Annotated in this window: 17 protein-coding genes and 1 pseudogene; 8 read left to right on the top strand and 10 right to left on the bottom strand. The window is 72.2% G+C overall.

The window, feature by feature from the left end; translation table 11 throughout:
• Positions 1-60 precede the first annotated feature (60 nt).
• Both ACQY0Z_RS30010 and ACQY0Z_RS30005 read right to left on the bottom strand, forming a co-directional pair.
• Positions 61-993: a glycoside hydrolase family 5 protein gene (locus tag ACQY0Z_RS30010; RefSeq protein ID WP_347224742.1), complete on the bottom strand. Its 933-nt coding sequence runs from the start codon at positions 991-993 to the stop codon at positions 61-63.
• Positions 994-1,302: 309 nt separating this feature from the next.
• The gene (locus ACQY0Z_RS30005) at positions 1,303-2,067 is read right to left on the bottom strand and encodes a sulfite exporter TauE/SafE family protein (protein WP_189900629.1); all 765 of its coding nucleotides are present in this window, start codon (positions 2,065-2,067) and stop codon (positions 1,303-1,305) included.
• A gap of 26 nt (positions 2,068-2,093) precedes the next feature.
• Between ACQY0Z_RS30005 and ACQY0Z_RS30000 the strand changes: the two are divergent.
• Positions 2,094-2,381, top strand: a pseudogene (locus ACQY0Z_RS30000) (N-acetylmuramoyl-L-alanine amidase); the annotation flags it as partial.
• A gap of 191 nt (positions 2,382-2,572) precedes the next feature.
• Here ACQY0Z_RS30000 and ACQY0Z_RS29995 read toward each other — a convergent pair.
• Positions 2,573-4,183 carry a DEAD/DEAH box helicase gene (locus ACQY0Z_RS29995; RefSeq protein WP_254586801.1) on the bottom strand — a complete coding sequence of 537 codons (1,611 nt, stop codon included), beginning with the start codon at positions 4,181-4,183 and terminating at the stop codon, positions 2,573-2,575.
• Between the two features lie 360 nt (positions 4,184-4,543).
• Between ACQY0Z_RS29995 and ACQY0Z_RS29990 the strand changes: the two genes are divergently transcribed.
• Positions 4,544-5,110 carry a hypothetical protein gene (locus ACQY0Z_RS29990; protein WP_347226676.1) on the top strand — a complete coding sequence of 189 codons (567 nt, stop codon included), beginning with the start codon at positions 4,544-4,546 and terminating at the stop codon, positions 5,108-5,110.
• Positions 5,111-5,117: 7 nt separating this feature from the next.
• Here ACQY0Z_RS29990 and ACQY0Z_RS29985 read toward each other — a convergent pair whose 3' ends face one another.
• The 4 genes from ACQY0Z_RS29985 to ACQY0Z_RS29970 form a co-directional block, all read right to left on the bottom strand.
• Positions 5,118-6,296, bottom strand: coding sequence for a Cmx/CmrA family chloramphenicol efflux MFS transporter (locus ACQY0Z_RS29985; RefSeq protein WP_189900623.1), 1,179 nt, complete (start codon positions 6,294-6,296; stop codon positions 5,118-5,120).
• Between the two features lie 295 nt (positions 6,297-6,591).
• Positions 6,592-6,978, bottom strand: a complete 387-nt coding sequence (locus ACQY0Z_RS29980; RefSeq protein WP_347226677.1) for a VOC family protein — start codon at positions 6,976-6,978, stop codon at positions 6,592-6,594.
• On the bottom strand, positions 6,979-7,785 hold the full coding sequence (locus ACQY0Z_RS29975) for an SAM-dependent methyltransferase (protein WP_189900621.1): 807 nt from the start codon (positions 7,783-7,785) through the stop codon (positions 6,979-6,981).
• Between the two features lie 129 nt (positions 7,786-7,914).
• Positions 7,915-8,907: a substrate-binding domain-containing protein gene (locus ACQY0Z_RS29970; protein WP_189900856.1), complete on the bottom strand. Its 993-nt coding sequence runs from the start codon at positions 8,905-8,907 to the stop codon at positions 7,915-7,917.
• Between the two features lie 358 nt (positions 8,908-9,265).
• On the opposite strand from ACQY0Z_RS29970, the gene ACQY0Z_RS29965 reads away from it, so the two are divergent.
• The 6 genes from ACQY0Z_RS29965 (at position 9,266) to ACQY0Z_RS29940 (ending at position 18,054) form a co-directional block, all read left to right on the top strand.
• Positions 9,266-10,192: a carbohydrate ABC transporter permease gene (locus ACQY0Z_RS29965; protein WP_189900619.1), complete on the top strand. Its 927-nt coding sequence runs from the start codon at positions 9,266-9,268 to the stop codon at positions 10,190-10,192.
• Between the two features lie 4 nt (positions 10,193-10,196).
• Entirely contained in the window at positions 10,197-11,138 is a 942-nt protein-coding gene (locus tag ACQY0Z_RS29960; RefSeq protein WP_381727456.1) for a carbohydrate ABC transporter permease, read from the top strand.
• 102 nt (positions 11,139-11,240) lie between these two features.
• Complete coding sequence (locus ACQY0Z_RS29955) at positions 11,241-12,578, top strand: ABC transporter substrate-binding protein (protein ID WP_189900616.1); 1,338 nt, start codon at positions 11,241-11,243, stop codon at positions 12,576-12,578.
• Between the two features lie 75 nt (positions 12,579-12,653).
• Positions 12,654-14,696 carry a beta-galactosidase gene (locus ACQY0Z_RS29950; protein WP_347226679.1) on the top strand — a complete coding sequence of 681 codons (2,043 nt, stop codon included), beginning with the start codon at positions 12,654-12,656 and terminating at the stop codon, positions 14,694-14,696.
• 126 nt (positions 14,697-14,822) lie between these two features.
• Complete coding sequence (locus tag ACQY0Z_RS29945) at positions 14,823-16,853, top strand: RICIN domain-containing protein (RefSeq protein WP_347226680.1); 2,031 nt, start codon at positions 14,823-14,825, stop codon at positions 16,851-16,853.
• A gap of 748 nt (positions 16,854-17,601) precedes the next feature.
• Positions 17,602-18,054: a phospholipase gene (locus ACQY0Z_RS29940; protein ID WP_189900610.1), complete on the top strand. Its 453-nt coding sequence runs from the start codon at positions 17,602-17,604 to the stop codon at positions 18,052-18,054.
• Between the two features lie 98 nt (positions 18,055-18,152).
• On the opposite strand, the gene ACQY0Z_RS29935 is transcribed toward ACQY0Z_RS29940, so the two are convergent.
• From ACQY0Z_RS29935 to ACQY0Z_RS29925, 3 genes are read right to left on the bottom strand one after another with little or no spacing between them, the layout of a single operon-like run.
• Complete coding sequence (locus ACQY0Z_RS29935) at positions 18,153-20,219, bottom strand: iron ABC transporter permease (RefSeq protein WP_439813119.1); 2,067 nt, start codon at positions 20,217-20,219, stop codon at positions 18,153-18,155.
• Positions 20,220-20,222: 3 nt separating this feature from the next.
• The gene (locus tag ACQY0Z_RS29930; RefSeq protein WP_189900606.1) at positions 20,223-21,203 is read right to left on the bottom strand and encodes an ABC transporter substrate-binding protein; all 981 of its coding nucleotides are present in this window, start codon (positions 21,201-21,203) and stop codon (positions 20,223-20,225) included.
• Positions 21,200-22,054: an ATP-binding cassette domain-containing protein gene (locus ACQY0Z_RS29925; protein WP_189900604.1), complete on the bottom strand. Its 855-nt coding sequence runs from the start codon at positions 22,052-22,054 to the stop codon at positions 21,200-21,202. The genes ACQY0Z_RS29930 and ACQY0Z_RS29925 overlap by 4 nt, the downstream gene beginning before the upstream one ends.
• Positions 22,055-22,086: the final 32 nt, after the last annotated feature.

The raw sequence follows: 22,086 nt of genomic DNA, 5'->3' as shown, positions 1-22,086 counted from the left end.
CCTCGCGTGGGGGGCCGGCACCCGCGGGGCAGGTGCCGGCCGTCGGGCGTCCGTACGGTCCTACGCCCTGATCCGGTCGCGGATCCAGACGCCGGCGGGCTTGAGCGACTGCGTGCCGGTCCAGGGGCCGTGGGCGGCGCAGGTGCCCGGGGTGAACACGGCTCCGCTGCGGTGGTCGTCGGAGAAGTTCCAGTTGACCCAGCTGATCTTCTTCTGCGCCATGAGGTCGAGGTAGCGCTGGGACATCGCGAAGTCGTCGGCGCCCTCACCGGCGTAGTTCTGCGTGCCGAACTCGGTCACGAACACGGGGATCCGGTCGGCGGCGCGGGAAAGGGCCGCGAGGTACTCGTCGCGGTGCGAGGCGGCGTAGAAGTGGAACGTGTACATGATGTTGGAGGCGTCGACCGGGTCGTTCACGACCTCCGACTCGTCGGCCCCCTCCGACACGCCGAACGACGACCAGGCCCGGGTGCCGACGAGGACGGGCGCGTCGGGGTCCTGGGCGCGGACGACCGGGATGATCCGCTCGGCGTACTCCTTGATGCGGGACCAGCTGACGCCGCTGGGCTCGTTGGCGATCTCGTAGAGGACGTTCACGCGGTCCTTGTGGCGGCTCGCGATGTCGGTGAAGAACCTGGTGGCGCGGTCGAGGTTGGCCGTGGGGTCGCCGGGGGTCAGCATGTGCCAGTCGACGATCACGTACAGGCCGCGGTCGCTCGCCTGCCGGATCAGCCGGTCGGCGAGGGCGGTGAAGTGCGCGGGGTCGGTCTCGTAGCCGCCCTCCTGGACGTAGGTGGAGACCCGGAGGACGTCGGCGCGCCAGTCGTGGGCGAGGGCGTCGAGGGAGGCGTCGGTCAGGCACTGGGCGTACCACTGGGTGCCGTGGCTGCTCATGCCGCGCAGCTGGACGGGGGCGCCGTGCTGGTTGCAGAGCTGGGTGCCGCAGACCTGGAGGCGGCCGTTGGCGTCGACGGGGGTGGTGGCGCGGTTCATGATCGGCACGTCCGCACGGTACCCGGTGGGGCGGGCGGTGGCGGGCAGGGCGGCGGTCAGGAGGAGGAGAAGGGCGCCGGCGAGGGCCTTGAGGAGAGCGCCGGGGCGCGCACTCGCTTTCGGACGCGGTCGCGGAGGTGGTTTCGGACAGGCTGATGCTGTGTGGGGGACCGGTGTCATGTGGGGGGACTCCGTCCGGGACATGGGTGGTTAGGAAAGTTTCCTAACGGGATGAAACTGCGGCCGCACGCGGACGGCAAGGGGCGTGACGGAGCCTTCCGGCTCGCGGGCGCGTGCGCCCGCTCGCCTTCAGCGCAGGACGAGCTGGACGAGAGCGACGCCGCCGACGGCGATGACGAGGGCGCGCAGGACGGCGGGCGGGAAGCGGCGGCCCGTCGCGGCCCCGAGCTGTCCGCCCAGCGTGGAGCCGGCCGCGATGAGGGCGACGGCGGTCCAGTCGAAGTCGGCGACGAAGAGGAAGAAGACGGCGGCGACCGTGTTGACGACGGCGACGAGGACGTTCTTGACGGCGTTGAGCCGCTGGAGAGGCTCGTCGAGGAGCAGTCCCATCAGGGAGATGTAGATGATTCCCTGGGCGGCGGCGAAGTAGCCGCCGTAGACGCTGGCGAGTGTCAGCCCGGCGAACAGCGTCCGCCCGCCGTCCCGCTTCACGGGCCGGTCCGCGGACCGGCGCTCCCGCACCTTGCGGCTGATCAGCGGCTGGAGGGCGACGAGGACGAGGGCCAGCCCGACCAGACAGGGCACGATCGTCTCGAACGCCTCGGCGGGCAGGGCGAGCAGCAGGACGGCGCCGGTGATCCCACCGAACGCGCAGCCTACGGCCAGCCTGCGGACGCGGCGGCCCTGCCCTGCCAGTTCACGGCGGTACCCGACGGCCCCGCTGACGGCGCCGGGCACGAGTCCGAGGGCGTTGGACACGGTGGCGGTCAGGGGCGACAGCCCGGCGGCGAGCAGCACGGGGAACGTGACGAGCGTGCCGGACCCGACGACGGCGTTCAGGGCCCCGGCCCCGGCCCCGGCGCCGAACACCCCGAGCATCTCGAGGGGGGTCATGCCGCACCTCGGGCGGGTCGCGTGGAGTGGTGGCGGTCGGAGGGGGCGGCGGGGACGCTCATGAGGGCACGCTAGCTGGCGGTTGGTTCGGCGCCTGCCGAAACGTGGCCGCCGGGGTCCCGCAGAGCGTGCTGCTGGGCGTCTCCTATCTGCAGTCCCGCTGGGACGCGCACGACGGCGCCCCGAGCGTCACCGGCGGCTACGGGCCCATGCACCTGGCCGACGCCCGTACGGCGCCCGCCTCCGCCGGGCACCACGCGTCCGGCAGCGAGGACCCGCGCGGCGACGACGCCCGTCCGGCGCTGCGGCCCTCTCGTCCTGTCGCCTTGTCGTCTACCAGCTCTGCCGACACGGACCGTCGGCGGCGCCGCGCGGCGTCCACGCAGGCCGGGCGCCCTCGCGTCCACCCCATCGAGGTGGTGGACGACGAACGGCGGTGGCCGGCGAAGTCGCCGGCCACCGCCGTTCCGTACCGGACGACTACGCGCCCGGTACCGGGGTCCTGCTAGGCCGCGCGGTCCATCGACGGCTTCGTGCGCGGCTTGCGGCGCGGGGCCGCGTCGTCGCTGCGGCGGGTGCGGCCGGCGGCGCGGTCCTGGCCGGCCTGGGCGCCGCCCTTGGCCGTGCCGCCCTGGCCCTGGCCCTGCCCCTGACGGCCCGGTGCGCCGCGACGGCGACGGTTGCGGGACGGGGAGGAGGAGGTGCGGCGGGGGCGTTCCGCGACCGGGACCGTGATGACGACCGGGACACCGGAGGGCGTCCGCGCGCCGGTGATGCGGGTCAGCTCCTCGTCGCCCGGGCGTACCTGCGTGATGCGCGGGGTGATGCCCGCCTGGGACATCAGCCGGGCGACGTCGCGCCGCTGGTCCCGCGTGACCAGGGTGATCACGCTGCCGGACTCGCCGGCGCGGGCCGTACGGCCGCCGCGGTGGAGGTAGTCCTTGGGGTCGCCGGGCGGGTCGACGTTGACGACCAGGCCGAGGTCGTCGACGTGGATGCCGCGCGCGGCGACGTTCGTCGCCACCAGGACGGTGACGTGACCGTCCTTGAACTGGGTGAGCGTCCGCGTCCGCTGCGGCTGCGACTTGCCGCCGTGCAGGCCGGCGGCGCGCACGCCGTTGTTCAGCAGGTGCTTGGTGAGGCGGTCCACCGCGTGCTTGGTGTCGAGGAACATGATGACCCGGCCGTCGCGCGCGGCGATCTCCGTGGTCGTCTGGCGCTTGTCCGTCTCGTCGACGTGGAGCAGGTGGTGCTCCATGGTGGTCACCGCGCCCGCGGACGGGTCGACGGAGTGCACCACCGGGTCGCTGAGGTAGCGGCGGACGAGCTGGTCGACGTTGCGGTCGAGCGTGGCCGAGAAGAGCAGGCGCTGGCCGTCGGGCCGGACCTGGTCGAGCAGCCGGGTGACCTGGGGCATGAAGCCCATGTCGGTCATCTGGTCGGCCTCGTCGAGCACCGTGATGGCGACCTCGTCGAGTATGCAGTCGCCCCGGTCGACCAGATCCTTCAGCCGTCCGGGCGTCGCGACGACGACCTCGGCGCCGGCCCGCAGGGCGGACGCCTGCTTGCCGATCGACAGGCCGCCGACGACGGTCGCGATCCGCAGCCGCACGGAGCGGGCGTACGGGGTCAGCGCGTCGTTGACCTGTCCGGCGAGCTCCCGGGTGGGGACGAGGACGAGGGCGAGCGGCTTGCGGGGCTCGGCACGGCGGCCGGCCGTGCGGGCGAGCAGCGGCAGGCCGAAGGCGAGGGTCTTGCCGGAGCCGGTGCGGCCACGGCCGAGGACGTCACGGCCGGCCAGGGAGTTCGGCAGCGTGGCCGCCTGGATGGGGAACGGCGCGGTGACGCCTTCCTTGCCGAGAGTGGCGAGCATCTCGCCGGGGAGGCCGAGGTCCTCGAAGGCCTCGACGGCGGGGAGCGCGGGGGTGATCGTCTTGGGGAGGGCGAACTCCCCCGACGTCACGTTCCTGCGGCCCGAGCCGCCCTTGCCCTGCCCCTGGCGGGGCGCACCGCCGCGGCCGCCGGCGGCGCCGAAGCGGCGGCCGCCGCCCTTGGGGGCGCCCTTGTAGGCGGAGCGGGTGCGGGCGGATCGATCGTTCGCGCGTGCCTGTGTCACGGAGAACCTTCCTTGATGTGGCGCGTCTCAAGGAATGTCCGCCGCAGTGGGGCACGGGGAATTGCAAGAACGAGCCTGGGTGAAGGGGGCCGCGGGGGCGGTTCCGCCCGGTGAGGGCGCGACCCATGAGAAGCAGCGACGGGAGTGTGCACCTCTCCGTGTGATCCGTGTGAGATCTTGCTGCGCAGTAGGCGCCGGTGCTGGCGCAGTGCCGGTCCCTCCGACCCCGCGGGTCGATGACCGCACGACTACAACAGAGATCGACACTAGCACGGCGATCGCGGAAGCACTGTGACGGGCGTCGCCCGCCCCTCTCCCCGGGGCTGGAAATCGCCGCCCTGACCGGGAAGGATCCGGTAGGTGAAGCGACCGTTGCTGTTCCTGGACGTGGACGGCCCCCTCCATCCCTACGCGGCCCAGCCCGAGAGGCGCCCCGAGGGTTACATCACCCTCAGGGTGCCCCGTAACGCCGCCCTTGTTGACGAGGGGAGCCTGTCGTCCCGCCGGCGGCCCTTGCGGGTCTGGCTCAATCCCGTCCACGGACGTGCCCTGCTCGGGCTGGGATACGACCTGTGCTGGGCGACGACATGGATGGCCGAGGCCAACCACTGGATCGCACCGGCCCTCGGCCTCCCCGAACTCCCCTACGTCGACTTCGGCGACGCGCTCTTCCGGGAGCGCCTCGACGGAGTCCACTGGAAGACCGCGTTGCTGGTCGAGCACGCCGACGGCCGCCCCTTCGCCTGGGTGGACGACGAACAGACCGCACCGGACCGGGCGTACGTCGACGCCCACCACCGCGGGCCGGCGCTTCTGCACCATGTCGACCCGCGCATCGGCCTCCGCGACGACGACTTCCGCGCCCTCGCGGACTTCGCGCGCTCCTTGGACGACTCACAGGGCGCCGGCCCTCGGCTGTTCCGCTAGGCCAGGGTCACAGCCTCGCCGCTCCGCTCCTGGTACCCCCGATGACGGGCAGGAAGGGGAACGCAACAAGCAGCGCCATCGCAACGAGGAGGCCGGCCGTGTAGAGCGGCCCCATGGCGCCGGCTTCGGTGCCGAGTGCGGCCCCGGCCGCGACCGGGCCGACCGCGGCGCCCACGTTGAGCGCCGCCGTCGCGTACGAGCCGGCCATCGTCGGTGCGCCCGCCGCCTCGTGGAGGACGCGGGCGATCAGTGTGCTGCCCAGCGCGAACGACAGCGCGCCCTGCACGAACACGAGCGGGAACAGGGCGACCGGCTCATGAGCCAGCAGTGCCAGAGCCGGCCAGCCGATCAGCAGCAGGGGGCCGGCGACCGCGACGACCGTGCCGGGGCTGCTGTCGGACAGCCGTCCGGCGACGGTGACGCCGGCGAAGGAGCCCGCGCCGAAGAGCACCAGAGCGACGGACACCCACAGCTCGTCCAGCCCGGCGGCGTCGGTCACCACGGGGGCGAGGAACGTGAGGCCGCCGAAGGTCGCCGCGTTCACCAGCGCGCCGAGCAGCATCACCAGGAGCAGCCGGGGCCGCGCGAGTTGGGCGAGTTCCGTGAGCAGTGCCGGCTTGCCACTCCCCTCGTGCGCGGCATCCCCGGCCGGGACGCCTTTGAGGATGCCGACAGCCGCCGGCAGGCAGAGCGCGGCGACGGCCCAGAAGGTGGCCTGCCAGCCGAACACCGTGCCGAGCACCGCACCACCGGGAACCCCGGCGATGGTGGCCAGCGTCGTGCCGGACAACAGCACCGCCAACGCGCGTCCCTTCCGGTCCGGCGGGACCAGGGCCGCCGCGGCTGCCAGGGCGACGGCGAGAAAGCCGGCGTTCGCGAGCGCGGCGACGACCCGGGTGGCGAACAGGAGCGCGAGGCTCGTGGACACCGCACCCACCGCGTGGGCCGCGGCGAAGGCAAGGAGGAAGCCCAGCAGGGCAGGACGCCTGGGCCGGTTGCGGGCGGACGCGGCCACCAGGGGCGCTCCGACGGTCATGCCGATCGCGTAGGCCGAGGTGAGCGCGCCCGCTGTCCCGACGCTGACGTCGAGATCCAGGGCGATGTCCGGCACGAGGCCGGAGAGCATGAACTCCGAGGTGCCCATGGCGAAGATCGCCAGGGCGAGCAGGTACAGCGGGAGAGGCATCGAGTGGCTCCGAGGTGAGGAGAGGCACGAGAGGGTCATCTCGTCACCGCGGCCAGCCGTGAACACACACGCGCCCCACCGCGGAAGGCGGCGGGACGACGGGACGACGAACTCGGTGGTTCAGGGACTGACGGCGTGACCGACAGCCCCCACCTCGTCCGACTCAGGACTCGACATGCCTCGCACGCTACCCGGCCGGCGGCCCCGGAAGCATTCCGGTTTCACCTCGGGCGCCCCGCCGGTCCGCAAACCGGTCCCGCCGGTCAGCAAACCGGTCCCGCCGGTCCGCGGAACCTCAGGGCGCCAGACTCCGCCGCACACGGAACTCGTTGCCCTCCGGGTCGGCCGTCACCGTCCAGGTGCGGTCCGGGCCCTGGCCGACGTCCACGCGAGTGGCTCCGAGGACCTCCAGGCGCGTCGCCTCCGCCTCCGTGGTGCGGTCGACCGGACTGACGTCCAGGTGGAGGCGGCTCTTGAGCTTCTTCTCCTCGGGGACCCGGATGAAGACCACGGTGGGCGGCGCCTGGCGGGCGCGGACTGCTCCACCGTGGGTTCGGGAGCCTATCTCGGCCCTGTCCTCGGCCCGTTCGAGCACCTCGAAGTCCAGGACCGCGCACCAGAAGGCCGCCAGCCGTTCCGGGTCGTGGCAGTCGACCACCAACTCGGTGAGCCGGCCGGCCACTTACGCCGCCCCGCCGGCCGGCACCCGCGCCACGCCCGCGTAGATCCCGCTGTCCTCCGCCGCCGGCGCGGGCTCCGCGCGGAACCACTCCGGGGCCGTCACCAGGCCCGGATCGACGAGTTCGAGGCCGTCGAAGAAGCGGGCGACCTCGTCACGGGTGCGGAAGCCGAGGCGGATGCCGGCGCGGGCGTACTCCTCGGTGACCTTGGCGGCCAGGTCGGACTGAAGGTCGGACGCGGCGTGGGACAGGACGAGGTGGCTGCCCGGCGGCAGCGCCCCCACCAGCTCCCGGACGATGCCCTGCGGGTCCTGGTCGTCGGGGAGGAAGTGGAGGAGGGCGATCAGGGACAGCGCGATCGGGCGCGAGAAGTCGAGGACGTCGCGGGCGTGCCGCAGGATCTCGCCCGGGTCGCGCACGTCGGACTGGACGTAGTCCGTGGCGCCCTCGGGGCTGCTGACGAGCAGCGCCTCGGCGTGACGCAGCACGATCGGGTCGTTGTCGACGTAGACGATCCGCGCCGCGGGGACCACGCGCTGCACTATCTGGTGCAGGTTCGGCTCGGTGGGTATGCCCGTGCCGACGTCGAGGAACTGGTCGACGCCCTGGTCCGCGAGCCAGGCGGCGGCGCGGTGCATGAACGCGCGGTTCTGCCGGGCGGCGTCCTTGGCCTGCGGCGGGAGCTTACGGCCGACGGCCTCGTCGACCGGGTAGTTGTCCTTGCCGCCCAGCAGCCAGTCGTAGACCCGCGCGGGTTGGGCCCTGCTGGTGTCGGTCCGTGGCGGGGTGGGGGGTGTGCCCGTCGGCATGACACGTCCGTTCCGATGAGTGCGACGGCTCTGGCGCCCTGACGATCATGAGTCTCGCACATCAACGCCCCTGCCGACAGGGGTGGTTGATTCCTCGACGACCGTCAGAATCCATCGACGACGTGCACCTCAGCGCCCTGGCGGCGGTGGCGCGGTGCTCTCCCTGAGGACCAGCCGCGCCGGCACCAGCGTGGTGCCCCCCTCCCACTCCTCCTGCCGCACCTTCCGCAGCACCGCCTGCACGCACAGCCGCCCCACCTCGGCGAAGTCCTGGTGCAGGGTGGTCAGCGGCGGCAGGAACGACGACGCCTCCGGGATGTCGTCGAAGCCGACCACGCTGACGTCCTCCGGCACCCGTCTGCCGTGTTCGTGCAGCGCTCTCAACAGCCCCAGCGCCATCTGGTCGTTGGCGGCGAAGACGGCCGTGCAGTCCTCGCGGGCGGCGAGTTCGAGGCCGGCCCGGTAGCCGGACTCGGCCGACCAGTCGCCGCGCACCAGCGGCGGCAGTTCGCGGCCCGCCTCGGTGAGCGCGGCGCGCCAGGCGTCCTCACGGCGCTGGGCCGCGAACGAGTCCTCGGGGCCCGCGAGATGCCACACCGTGCGGTGGCCGAGGCCGAGCAGGTGCTGTACGGCGGCGCGGGTGCCGCCGTGCTGGTCGGTGTCGACGACCGTGTAGCGGTCGCCGGCGTCGGAGTCGACGACCACCACCTGGACGTGCGGCGGGAGTTGGACCGTCGCCGCGTCCAGGAGGTGCACCTCCATGATGACGATCACGGCGTCGACGGCGAGCTCCTCGAGGCGGGTGAACGCCCCGCGCACCTCGTCCTGCGTGGGCACGGCGACCGGCAGCAGCGTCACCGCGTACCCCTCGCCGGCCGCGGAGTTGGCGATGGCCTCCAGGGTGCGGACGTTTCCGGTGGTCGAGAGCGAGAAGGTGATCACGCCTATGGTGCGGAACTCGCCCCGCTTCAGGGCGCGGGCGGCACTGTTGGGCCGGTAGCCGAGCTCCTTCATCGCGGCGAGCACCTGGCGGCGGGTCTCCTCGGTCACCCCGGGGTAGCCGTTGGAGACGCGGGAGACCGTCTGTGCCGAGACCCCCGCGAGCCGCGCCACGTCCGCCATGGAGGCCGTGGCGCGGGCCCGGGTGCGACGCCGGGGGGCGGGCGAGGCCGTCCCCCCGCCGTCTCCCGCCGTCGCGGCGCCCGGACCGCCCGGGTTCATCGCCGCGTCGTCGACCGTCTCCACGTGCTTCCCCCCGCCTTCCTGTCTCTCGTGTCACGGTCCGTCTGAGGACCCTTGACCGTCGTCATCGGGGCAGTGTAGACATGCCGCCACCGGATGTTTACGTAAACATAACAGCTCACGGCGTTTCCCGGCCGGGTGATGTTTACGCAACCATCCGGACCGGGCGACCTGCCGCCCGGCTTCGTGCCGGGTGCCGAGCCGCTGGTTACCGGAACGCCGAACAGCGAGGAACGACATGACGACGCTGCAACCGCCGGCGGCCGCAGAGCCGCGGCCGGCCCCGCCTCCGGTGAGACGGGACCGGCGCTCATGGAAGGGCTGGGGGTTCATCGGTCCGTTCGCGGCCGTGTTCGCCCTGGTGTTCCTCGCACCGATCGCCTACTCGGTCTATCTCAGCCTGTTCCGCGACCAGCTCATCGGCGGCACGACGTTCGTCGGCCTGGAGAACTACCAGCAGGCGCTGAAGGACGAGCTGTTCTGGGCGTCGCTGGGCCGGGTCGCGCTGTTCCTGGTGATCCAGGTGCCGATCATGCTGGGCATCGCCCTGCTGGTGGCGCTCGCCCTGGACAGCGGCCGGCTCTACGGCACGAACTTCTTCCGCATCACGATCTTCCTGCCGTACGCGGTGCCCGCCGTGGTCGCCACCCTGATGTGGGGCTTCATGTACGGCACCAAGTACGGCCTGGTCGGGGACTTCAACTCCGCCTTCGGCTGGTCGCTGCCCGACCCGCTCTCCGCCGACCTGGTGCTGGCCTCCATCGGCAACATCGTCACGTGGGAGTTCGTCGGCTACAACATGCTGATCTTCTACGCGGCGCTGCGGGTCGTCCCGCACTCCCTGTACGAAGCGGCGGAGATCGACGGCGCGAGCCAGTGGCGGGTGATCACCGCGATCAAGCTGCCCGCCATCCGCGGCGCGCTGGTCATCGCGACGATCTTCTCCATCATCGGCAGCTTCCAGCTCTTCAACGAGCCGAGCATCCTGCGTCCGCTGGCCCGCAACGCCATCACGACGGACTACACGCCGAACTTCTACACCTACTCGCTGTCCTTCAGCGGCCAGCAGCACAACTACTCCGCGACCGTGGCCATCATCATGGGCCTGATCACGATGGTGGTCGCCTACGTCGTGCAGCTTCGCGGCATGCGCAAGGGAGCGTGACCCGATGACCACCCCTGTCACCACCCCCGCCCCCACCGCCGCGGCCCCCGCCGGCGTGAGCAGCCCCCCGCGTCTGCGGCGCGTCGAGGAGCACCGCCCGGGCCGGCCCCGTCGCAGCAAGCTGCTGACCGTGCTCACCTCGCTGGTCGTCCTGTACACCGTGGTCCCGCTGATCTGGCTGGTGATCAACGCGACGAAGACGCAGGCTGGGCTGGGCAGCTCCAACGGCCTGTGGTTCGCGGACGACTTCGCGCTCTGGGAGAACATCCGGGACACGTTCACCTACGGCGACGGCATCTTCACCCGCTGGCTGCTCAACACCCTGCTGTACGTGGTGCTGGGCGCGGGCGGCGCCACCCTGCTGGCGGTGCTCGGCGGGTACGCGCTGGCGAAGTTCGACTTCCCCGGCAAGCGCGGCGTGTTCGCCACGGTGATCGGCGCGGTGGCGGTGCCGGGCACCGCGCTCGCCGTCCCCACCTTCCTGATGTTCAGCAAGATGGGGCTCACGGACACCCCGTGGGCGGTGATCCTGCCGTCGCTGGTGTCGCCGTTCGGCCTCTATCTGATGTGGGTCTTCGCCAGTGAGGCGATCCCCACGGAGCTGCTGGAGGCCGCCCGGATGGACGGCGCGGGCGAGGCGCGGACGTTCTTCACCGTCGCGCTCCCGCTGCTCGCCCCCGGCATCGTGACCGTGCTGCTGTTCACCACCGTTGCCACCTGGAACAACTACTTCCTGCCGCTGATCATGCTCAAGGACCCCGACTGGTACCCCCTGACCCTGGGCCTGAGCGCGTGGAACTCCCAGGCGGAGACCGTCGGCGGCGAGGTCATCTTCAACCTGGTGATCACCGGTTCCCTCCTCACGATCCTGCCGCTCGTCGTCGCGTTCCTGTTCCTGCAGAAGTACTGGCAGTCGGGTCTCGCCGCCGGAAGCGTCAAGGAGTGATCCGGCGGCCCCGGCCGCCCTCACGACCCCGCACCTTCTCTCCCCACGTTCTGTATCCCCCACCCCTGCCCTGTCCCACCACGAAGAAGTGGATCCACACTCATGCGCAGAAGGACCAGCCGCCTGCTGGGCGGCATCGCCCTCGTGACCTCCCTCGCTCTGGGCGCCACCGCCTGCGGCGGCTCGGACGACGGCGCCGGCACCGAGTCGGTCTCCGCCGAGGACATCCAGGCGGCCCTGGACAAGGGCGGCACGGTCACCGTCTGGTCGTGGGAGCCCACGCTGAAGACGGTCGCCGCCGACTTCCAGAAGAAGTACCCCAAGGTCAAGATCAACCTGGTGAGCGAGCGCTCCGGCGACAAGCACTACACGGCGCTGTCGAACGCCATATCGGCGGGCAAGGGCGTCCCGGACGTCGCGCAGCTCGAGTACTTCTCGGTCGGCCAGTACTCCCTCACCAAGGGCCTCACCGACCTGTCCGGCTTCGGCGCGGGCAAGCTGGCCTCCAAGTACACGGCGGGCCCGTGGAACGCCGTCACCGAGGGCGACCAGGTGTACGGCCTGCCGATGGACTCCGGTCCGATGGCGCTGTTCTACAACAAGAAGGTCTTCGACAAGTACAAGATCGCCGTCCCGACCACGTGGGACGAGTACCTGGACGCGGCCCGCAAGCTGCACAAGGCCGACCCCAAGGCGTACATCGCCAACGACACCGGTGACGCCGGCTTCACCACCAGCCTGCTGTGGCAGGCCGGTTCGCGGCCCTACAAGGTCGACGGCACCAGCGTGAAGATCGACTTCAGTGACGCCAGCGCCAAGAAGTTCACGACCGTCTGGCAGAAGCTGATCGACGAGAAGCTGCTCGCGCCCGTCACCAGCTGGACCGACGACTGGTACAAGGGCCTCGGCGACGGCTCCATCGCCACCCTGTCCACCGGCGCCTGGATGCCCGCCAACTTCGAGTCCGGCGTGCCGAACGCCTCCGGCCAGTGGCGCGTGGCCCCGCTGCCCGCGTGGACCAAGGGCGACAAGGCGAGCGCGGAGAACGGCGGCAGCGCGCTGACCGTCCCGGCGCTCGCCAGGAACAAGGAACTGGCCTACGCCTTCGTGGAGTACGCCAACTCCGGTGAGGGCGTCGCCTCCCGTGTCTCCGAGGGCGCCTTCCCCGCCACGCAGGCGGAGCTGAAGTCCGCCGAGTTCCTCGGCAAGGAGTTCCCGTACTTCGGCGGCCAGAAGGCCAACGAGATCTTCGCCGACTCCGCCGCGAACGTCGCCGACGACTGGTCGTACCTGCCCTTCCAGGCGTACGCCAACTCGATCTTCAACGACACCGTCGGCAAGGCCTACATCTCCGGCACGCGCCTCGAGGACGGTCTGAAGGCCTGGCAGGACGCCTCGGTGAAGTACGGCGAGGAGCAGGGCTTCACCGTCGAGAAGTAGCCAACACGCACGACCCGCGGGGCGGCGCGCACCATGCCGCGCGCCGCCCCCGACGCGCCCACCGGAAGGACCACCATGATCTCCAACCTCCTGTCCCGCAGCGGCGGGCCGGACGGTGACACCGCCCCCCGTCTCCTCTTCGGCGCCGACTACAACCCGGAGCAGTGGCCCCGCTCCGTGTGGGAGGAGGACGTCCGGCTGATGCGGGAGGCCGGCGTCAACGTCGTGTCCGTCGGGATCTTCTCCTGGGCCCGGCTCCAGCCCACGGCGGACACCTGGGACTTCGGCTGGCTGGACGACGTGCTCGACCTGCTGCACGAGGGCGGCGTCGGCGTCGACCTGGCCACCGCGACCGCCTCCCCGCCGCCGTGGCTGACCACCGCCCACCCGGAGGTCCTCCCGGTCACCGCGACCGGCGAGACCCTGTGGCCGGGCGCCCGCCAGCACTGGCGGCCCACCTCCCCCGTCTTCCGTGAGCACGCGCTGCGCCTGGTGCGGAAGCTCGCCGAGCGCTACCGCGACCACCCCGCGCTCGTCGCCTGGCACGTCAGCAACGAGCTGGGCTGCCACAACGTGTACGACTACTCCGACGACGCGGCCCGCGCCTTCCGGGAGTGGCTGCGCGCCCGGTACCGCACGCTGGACGCGCTCAACGACGCCTGGGGCACGGCGTTCTGGTCGCAGCGCTACTCGGCGTGGGAGCAGGTCCTGCCGCCGCGTCTGGCCGCCTCGCACCCCAACCCGACGCAGCAGCTGGACTTCAAGCGGTTCTCGTCGGACGCGCTGAAGGACCATCTGCGCGCCGAGCGGGACCTGCTGCGCGAGATCACCCCGGACGTTCCGGTCACCACCAACTTCATGGTGATGGGCAACACCAAGGGCATGGACTACGCGGACTGGGCGGAGGAGGTCGACTTCGTCTCCAACGACCACTACGTGCACCCCGGCCCGCAGGACCGCGACGAGCTGTCCTTCTCCGCCAACCTCACCAGCGGCATCTCCGGCGGCCGGCCGTGGTTCCTGATGGAGCACTCCACCAGCGCCGTCAACTGGCAGGCGGTGAACGTGGCCAAGCGCCCGGGCGAGCTGGCCCGTGACTCCCTGCTGCACGTGGCGCACGGAGCGGACGCGGTGTGCTTCTTCCAGTGGCGGCAGTCGGCGGCGGGCGCCGAGAAGTACCACTCGGCGATGGTGCCGCACGCCGGCGCGGACAGCGACCTGTTCCGCGCGGTCGCCGAGCTCGGCGCCACGCTGAAGAAGCTGGCCCCGGTGGCCGGCAGCGAGCGGGAGCCCGCCAAGGTCGGCATCGTGTACGACTGGGACTCCTGGTGGGCGAGCGAGCAGGACTCGCACCCCACGGCCCTGCTCCAGTACCGGCAGGAGGCCCTCGACTGGTACTCGGCATTGCTGCGTCTCGGCATCCGCGCCGACCTCGTCACCACCGGCTCGGACCTCCAGCGCCACCAGGTGCTGATCGCGCCCGTGCTGCACGTGGTGCCCGCCGACCTGGCCAAGACGCTCACCCGCTACACCGAGCAGGGCGGCCATCTGATCACGACGTACTTCTCCGGGGTCGTCGACGAGCACGACCATGTGTGGCTCGGCGGCTACCCGGGCGCCCTGCGGGACCTGCTGGGCATCCGGGTCGAGGAGTTCGCGCCGCTGCTCGCGGGCGACAGCGTGGAGCTGGACGACGCCACGACCGGCACGCTGTGGACCGACCGGATCACGGTGACCGCCGACGACACGGACGTCCTGGTCCGCTACCGCACCGGCGAGCAGGCAGGACGGCCCGCCGTCACCCGGCGCCCGTCGGGCCGCGGCACCGCCGCCTACGTCTCCACACGGCTCGGCGTCGACGGGCTGGCGTCGCTGCTGCCGCGTCTGCTGGAACCGGCCGGCGTGGAGAGCGAACTGCCCGCCGAGGCACGGGGATCGGTCGAGCTCGTGGTCCGCCGGGGTCCTGAGGGTCGGTTCGTGTTCCTGGTGAACCGCACCGACGAGACCGTCCCGGTGCCGGGGCTCGACGGCGAGGTGCTGCTCGGCGGGACAGGCGCCGACGGCTCCCTCACCCTCGGACCGCGTGCCGTCGCCGTCCTGCGGCAGCCCGCCTCCTGACGGGCGGCCGCCGCACCTCCCCCGGAACGGCCTGTGCCGTTCCGGGGGCGTTCCCTCCCGGCCGTGCCCGCGGCCGGGCGTACCACCAGAGCGCGACCCACACACCCCACTGTTGGGAGCACACCGATGGCACGCACCCGCACCAGACGGATTCTCACGGCCACCGGACTGACCGCGGTCCTGGTCACCGGGGCCGCCCTGGTCCCCGGACCGACGTCCGCCGCCCAGGCCGCCGGCCTGCCGTCCGTCACCGTACGGCCCGACCCCTCCTACCGGCAGCAGCCCTTCGAGGGCTGGGGCACCAGCCTCGTCTGGTTCGCCAATGCCACCGGCGACTACCCGCCGCAGGTCCGCGAGAAGCTGGCCCGGCTCGTCTTCGGTGACGACGGACTGGCCCTGAACATCGCCCGCTACAACATCGGCGGCGGCAACGCCCCCGACGTGAAGGACTACCTGCGGCCCGGCGGGGCCGTCGAGGGCTGGTGGAAGGCGCCCGCCGGCACCACCCGCGAGGACACCGGCTGGTGGGACGCGGACGATCCCGCCGACTGGAACGACCGCGCCGACGCCACCCAGCGCTGGTGGGTCGACCGGATCAAGAAGGACATCACCCACTGGGAGACCTTCAGCAACTCCCCGCCCTGGTTCATGACGGTCAGCGGCTACGTCTCCGGCGGCTTCGACGCGACCCGGGACCAGCTGAAGAACGAGTCGGTCGACGACTTCGCCGCGTACGTGGCGGGCGTGACCCGGCGCCTCGAGAAGGCGCACGGCATCAAGGTCGCCACCGTCGATCCCTTCAACGAGCCGAACACCGACTACTGGAGCACCCGTCTCGGCCCCGACGGCGAACCGGCCGGCGGCCGTCAGGAGGGCGCCCACATCGGCCCCGAGCTCCAGGAGAAGGTGATCCACGCGCTCGCCCCGGCGTTGCGCGAGGCGGGCGCCAAGGCGCGGATCGCGGCGATGGACGAGACCAACCCGTCGACCTTCGCCCGCAACTGGTCCGTCTACGGTCCCGAAGCACGGTCCCTGGTCGGTCAGTTGAACGTCCACACCTACGGCACCGGACAGCGCACCACCGTCCGCGACATCGCCAAGGCCGAGAACAAACGGCTGTGGATGAGCGAGGTCGAGGGCGACTGGGGCGACGGGCAGAGCTTCACCGACATGCGCCCCGGCCTCGGCCTCGCCACGCGCATCGTCGACGACCTGCGCGAACTTGAGCCCCGCGCCTGGGTGTTCTGGCAGCCCGTCGAGGACTACGACAACATGAAGCCGGGCGGCGAGTCCGCCAAGGGCGGCAACTGGGGCGAGATCCAGATCCCGTTCAGCTGCACCGCCGAGGACACCCTGGAGACGTGCCCCATCTACACGAACACGAAGTTCGACACCGCCCGGAACTTCACCCACTTCATCCGGCCGGGCGACCGGCTGATCAGGGTGGACGACACCTCCAGCGTGGCGGCGGTGACCCGGGACGGCAAGGGCGCGTCGGTCGTGCACGTCAACGACAGCGCGACGGCGCGCGAGGTCACGGTGGACCTCTCCACCTTCCGCCGCATCAGCCCCAAGGCGACCGTCACTCCCGTGGTGACCAGTTCCGACGGCAAGCTGGTGCGGCACCGGGCGGTGCCGGTGACCGGCGGGTCGGCCACGTTCACCGTGCCGGCGCGGTCGGTCACGTCGTTCGCGGTCGACGGCGTCTCCGGGGTCGCCGAGGACGCCCCGCTGCTGCGCAAGGGCCGCACGTACACGCTGACCGGCGTGCAGAGCGGCAAGGCGGTCACCGTGGCGGGCAACGGGACCGGTCTCGTCATCTCCGGTGGCGACGGGTCGGCCGCCCAGCAGTGGCGGCTGAGCGCCGTACACCCGGACGACGGGACGCGCCGGCGCTACGAGTTCACCAGCGGCGACCGGCGCCTGACCGTACGGGACGACGTGCCGGTGGCCGAGCCTCGCGACAGCCGGCCGGACCCTGCCGCGCAGTGGATCGCGTCGACGACCGGTGACGGCACCTGGACGCTGGTCAACGCGGCCACCGGGCGGCTGCTGGAGGTCGGCGGTCAGGCCACGCACGAGGGCGCGGCGGTGACCACGTGGCCGCCCGACTCGGGCGCGAACCAGCGGTGGAGGATCACGGACGTGACGGGCTGATCCCCGCCCCCCTGTGATGAGCGGCCCGGCGGGTTGACCCGCCGGGACGCCGTCCGCGCGCGTCGCCGATGGGGACCACGCGTGCCCACTCGGGCGGGGTGTCCGGCACGTACTCGGGGTTCTCCTCGTCGGTCCTGCGGGGCGGGCGCGGGAACAGGCCGACCGCCGTGCGGCACGGGGCAGTGACGAGGGGCAGCGGGTCCGGCCGTCGGTGAGGACGACGAGCACGTCGGGCCGTAGCAGGCCGTCAGAGCGGGCCTCGGCTTGCCAGCGCAACAGATCTGGCGCCAAGTACCGAAATTCCGCACGTACTTGGGTCGCGAGACCGGCGCCGTGGGTGCGGGTGGCATCCCGCAACCGCACATCGGCGTCGACGCGCGCGGCCGCGCACGCCCCCACCCGGTCGCCACGGCTGCGGCGGGCGGTCGCGGTCTCGATCATGGCGGGCGGCACGGCGTACTCGCGTACGCGCCGCCAGAGGGAAAGACGGGAGTCCTCGTCCATGGGAAGTGGGTGCATCAGCACTCACCTTGCGTGGACGGGACCTCCCCTCTGTGAAGGAAGGAGGTCGTCATCGCGGTCAGGTTGGTCCGGCGTGGATCATCCTGTCAGGTGGTTTTTCCGGAACCGGGCCACCATGTCGCCCAGTATCTGCGGTAGTTGCGGTGTAAACCGACCGCCCGTACGGGCATCAATTGTCATGAACCTGCGGTCCGGTGGTCGGGCCGCAGTCTCATGGAGGTGTGGGATGCACCGAAGACTCGCCGCCGCACTCGCCACCCCGGCCCTCGCCCTCGTCGGCGTCCTCGGCACGGCCACCGCCGCCGACGCGGCACCCGCCGACAAGCCGCAGGTCCTGGCCAGTTGGACCCAGACCAGCGCATCGAGCCACAACCAGTGGGCCGCCGCCCGCGCCAACCAGGGCGCCTGGGCCGCCTACGGGTTCGACTGGTCCACCGACTACTGCTCCTCCTCCCCCGACAACCCCTTCGGCTTCCCGTTCCAGAACGCCTGCGCGCGCCACGACTTCGGCTACCGCAACTACAAGGCCGCCGGCTCCTTCAGCGCCAACAAGTCCCGGCTCGACAGCGCCTTCTACGAGGACCTCAAGCGCGTGTGCAACGGGTACGGCGGCGCCACCAAGACCGCCTGCGACAGCACCGCGTGGACGTACTACCAGGCCGTCAAGGCCTTCGGCTGACCGTCACCCACCGAGCCGCCGCCGAACAAAGGAAAGACCGCGGGCCTCGCGGCTGGTCAACTGCCGGCCGCGAAGCCCCCGGTGACGTCCCGCGCCCGTCAACGCCGCGCGCGCACCAGTACGTGGAGGAAGTACGGCGTGCCGATCACCGCCGTCATCAGGCCGGCGCCCAGCTGCGCCGGGGCGATGACCGTGCGGCCCAGCAGGTCCGCCGTGCACACCAGGACCGCGCCCAGCAGCACCGCGACCGGCAGCACCCGGGTGTGCCGGCGGCCGACCAGGGCGCGCGCCGCGTGCGGGGCCACCAGGCCGACGAAACCGATGGTGCCCGCGGCGGCCACCGCGGTCGCGGTGAGCAGCACGCTCAGTACGAGGAAGCCGAGCCGGCCCCGCGCGAGGTCCAGGCCGAGGAGCCTCGGCGTGTCCTCGTCCAGGGAGACCAGGTCGAGTTCCCGGCGCCGTACACCCGCCACTGCGACGCCGACGGCCAGCACCACCGCGAGGGGCAGCACGTCGGGCAGGTCGCGGCCGTAGGTGGAGCCGGACAGCCAGGTGAGCGCCTTGGTGGCGTTGAACGGGTCGGTGAGCACGATCAGCAGGCTGATCACGGCGGTCGTCCCGGACGCCACGCCGATCCCGACGAGCACCAGCCGGTTCTGCTGGAAGCCTCCGCGTGCCGCGAGCCCGAAGACGAGGACCGCGGCGAGCGCGGACCCCACGAAAGCGGCGGCGGAGACGCCCCATCCCGCGGCCATCGGGACGGTGGTCACCAGCACCACCGCGCCGAGCGCGCCGCCGCCGGAGACGCCGAGGACGGAGGGTTCCGCGAGGGGGTTGCGGGTGACGGCCTGGACGAGCGTTCCGGCCAGCGCGAGGGCCGCGCCCGCGAGGAGCGCGGCGAGCACCCGGGGGGTGCGGGTGTCCAGGACGAAGGAGACGGTCCGGCCCGCGTTGCCCTGCGCCCAGTTGGCCACGTCGCCCAGCAGCAGTTTGTGGTCGCCGAGGAGCAGGCCCGCGACGGTGACGCCGGCCAGGGCGAGGACCAGCACGACGAGCGTGGCGAGGAACCTCGTGCGGCTGCGGATGCTCAGCTTGTCGGGTGCGGCGGCGCCTCCGGTGTCACGGAGACGGGCCGCCATGACCACCAGGAACGCCGCGCCCACGAAGCTGGTGACCACGCCGGTGGGCACGGCGACGGCGGTGTCGGCGTCGATCAGGGCGCGCAGCAGCACGTCCGCGCCGAGCACCAGCGCGGCGCCGACGAGACCGGTGACCGACGCGCCGACGCGCAGCCGCCGTACGCCGCGGACCCAGCGGCCGAGCGGGCGGGCGAGCGCCGGGGCGCACAGGCCGACGAAGCCGATCGGTCCCGCGAGGGTCACAGCCGCGGCGGACAGGAGCGTCGCCAGCACGACGGCCGTGACGCGGGTGGCCCCCACCGGCACGCCGAGGCCCCGCGCGGTGTCGTCGCCGAGCGCCAGGGCGTCCACCCGGCGCGCGACGAGGAGCAGTCCGGCGAGGCCGATGACGACGACGGGGAGCATCTGCAGCACACCGTCGAAGCCGTTCTGGCCGATGCTGCCCTGATTCCACTGGTAGAGGCCCTCGGTCTCCTCCGGGAACAGCAGGAGCAGCCCCTCGGTGACGGCGGTCAGGCCGAGCGCGAGCGCGGTGCCGGCCAGCACGAGCCGTACGGTGCCGGCGCCGAGCCCGGACAGGCCGAGGACGACGGCCGCCGCGCCCAGACCGCCCGCGAAGGCGATGGCCGAGGAGGCGATCAGCGGCAGGGACAGGCCGGTGACGGCGACGACGCCGAGGGCGAAGTAGGAGCCCGCGTTGACGGCGAGAGTGTCCGGGGACGCCAGGACGTTGCGGCTGACGGCCTGGAGGGCGAGGCCCGCGACGCCCAGGGCGGCGCCCACGAGGAGCCCCGCCGCCATCCGGGGCAGCCGCGAGGCGATGACGACGGACGCGTCGCCCGGGTCGGCCCGGCCGGTGAGGGCCTTGAGGACCTCGGCCGGGCCGACCGCGGCCGTGCCCTGGGTGACGTCGACGACGGCGAGGGCGGCGACCAGGAGCACGAGCGCGGTCGTCACCGCGGCCGCGCCCGCCCGGGACGGAACCGTCTCCGGGCGGACGGTGGGAGGGGTGGCGGTGACGGCCATCGGCTACTTCGTCAGCGCCGCGACGAGGGTGTCGACGTAACGCTCCATCGAGCCGGTGCCGCCGAACATCCAGATGCCGTCGTCCAGGCGGTGCACGTCGCCGGACTTCACGAACGGCAGCGACTTCCACACGGAGTTGTTCTTCAGCTCGTTGCCGAACGGGTCGCTGGCGGCGTCCTGCGCGTTGCCGATGTAGGCGAACTGCACCTCGCCCAGGGCGGTCAGGCCCTCGACGTCGGTGGCGGCGAGGCCGTACGCCTCGTCACCCTTGAGCTTCCAGGCGTTCTTCAGACCGAGCCGCTCGTTGATCCCGCCGACGAGCGAGCCGGAGGTGTAGGGGCGCAGGGAGACCTGGTTGGAGACGACGTAGCCGTCGGCGAAGGCGATCCCGGCGCCCTTCAGGCCGGCGTCCTCGAGGGCCTTGGCGCCCTCGGCGAGCTTGGCGTCGAAGTCCTTCTTCAGGGTGGCGGCCTGCTCGGTGGTGCCGGTGGCCTTCGCGATGAGGTCGAGGTTCTCCAGCATCTGCCCCACCGGGTCGGAGGCGTCGGCGGACTTCACCTCGAGGACCGGGGCGATCTCCCGCAACTGCTTGACGGCGTTCGGCTGGAGGTCGGTGGTGGCGACGATGAGGTCGGGGTTCAGCGCGGCGATGGTGTCCACGCTGGGCTCGCCGCGGGTGCCGATGTCCTTGGCGTCGTTGGTGAGCGGTACGGCGCTGTCCCAGGTCTTGTAGCCCTTGACGTCGGCCACGCCGACGGGCTCCACGCCGAGGGAGAGGAGGTGCTCGACGACGTTCCACTCGGTGCCGACGACCTTCGTGGCGGGGCCGTCGAGTTCCACCTTCGCGCCGGACGCGTCGGTGAGGGTGATGGGCTCGGCCGACGCCTTGGGCGCGTCGTCGGCCGCGGGTTCGGTGGTGCCGCAGGCGGCGAGCAGCAGGGCAGCGGCGGCGGCCAGGGGCGCGGTGCGCAGGAGGCGTCTCATGAGGTGGTGCTGAGCCTTTCGCTTCGGGTGTGGTGACGGCCGAGGGCACGGGTGCGCAGGCGGCCGGTGAGGGGGTCGGTGTCGACCTCGATGCGGATGCCGTAGACGTCGGTCAGCCGCTCGGGGGTGAGGACGTCCTCGGGCGCCCCCTCGGCGACGACGCGTCCGTCCGCGAGGAGCACGATGCGGTCGGCGACGGCGGCCGCCTGGTCGAGGTCGTGCAGCACGACCCCGACGGCGATGCCCTGGTCGTCCGCCAGGTCGCGTACGAGGTCGAGGAGTTCGACCTGGTAGCGCAGGTCGAGGTAGGTGGTGGGCTCGTCGAGGAGCAGCACGCCGGTCTCCTGGGCGAGGCAGCCGGCCAGCCAGACGCGCTGGAGCTGTCCGCCGGAGAGGTGTTCGGCGCCGCGGTCGGCGAGGTCGGTGACGCCGGTGAGGGCGAGCGCGCGGTCGACGGCGGCCCGGCCGCCCGGGTCGGCTCCGCCCCAGCGGCCGCGGTGCGGGTAGCGGCCGAACTCCACGACGTCGCGCACGCTCAGCCCGCTGGGCGTGGGCCGGCTCTGCAGCAGCAGCGCGACGTGGCGGGCGAACTCGCGGGGGCCGAGCGCGAGCGCGTCGGTGTCCGCGTCGAGCGTGAGGGCGGCGTGCCGGGGGCGCTGGAGCCGGGCGACGGTCCGCAGCAGGGTCGACTTGCCGCTGCCGTTGGGCCCGACGAGGGCGGTCACCTCCCCGGGGCGCAGCGTCAGCTCCGCGTCGTGCACGACGTCCGTGCCGTCGTACGCCACGGTCACGCCGCCGGCCGCCAGTTCATGCCCTCGCAGGCCCGAGGACGCGTCTTCACCTGGAATCACGCGGCAAGGTTAGCCTACCCTTAATTCGGGTG

The organism is Streptomyces sp. P9-2 (assembly GCF_051903975.1).
In the GTDB taxonomy this organism is placed as follows: domain Bacteria; phylum Actinomycetota; class Actinomycetes; order Streptomycetales; family Streptomycetaceae; genus Streptomyces; species Streptomyces cellulosae.
This window is presented reverse-complemented; position numbering and strand designations above follow the sequence as displayed.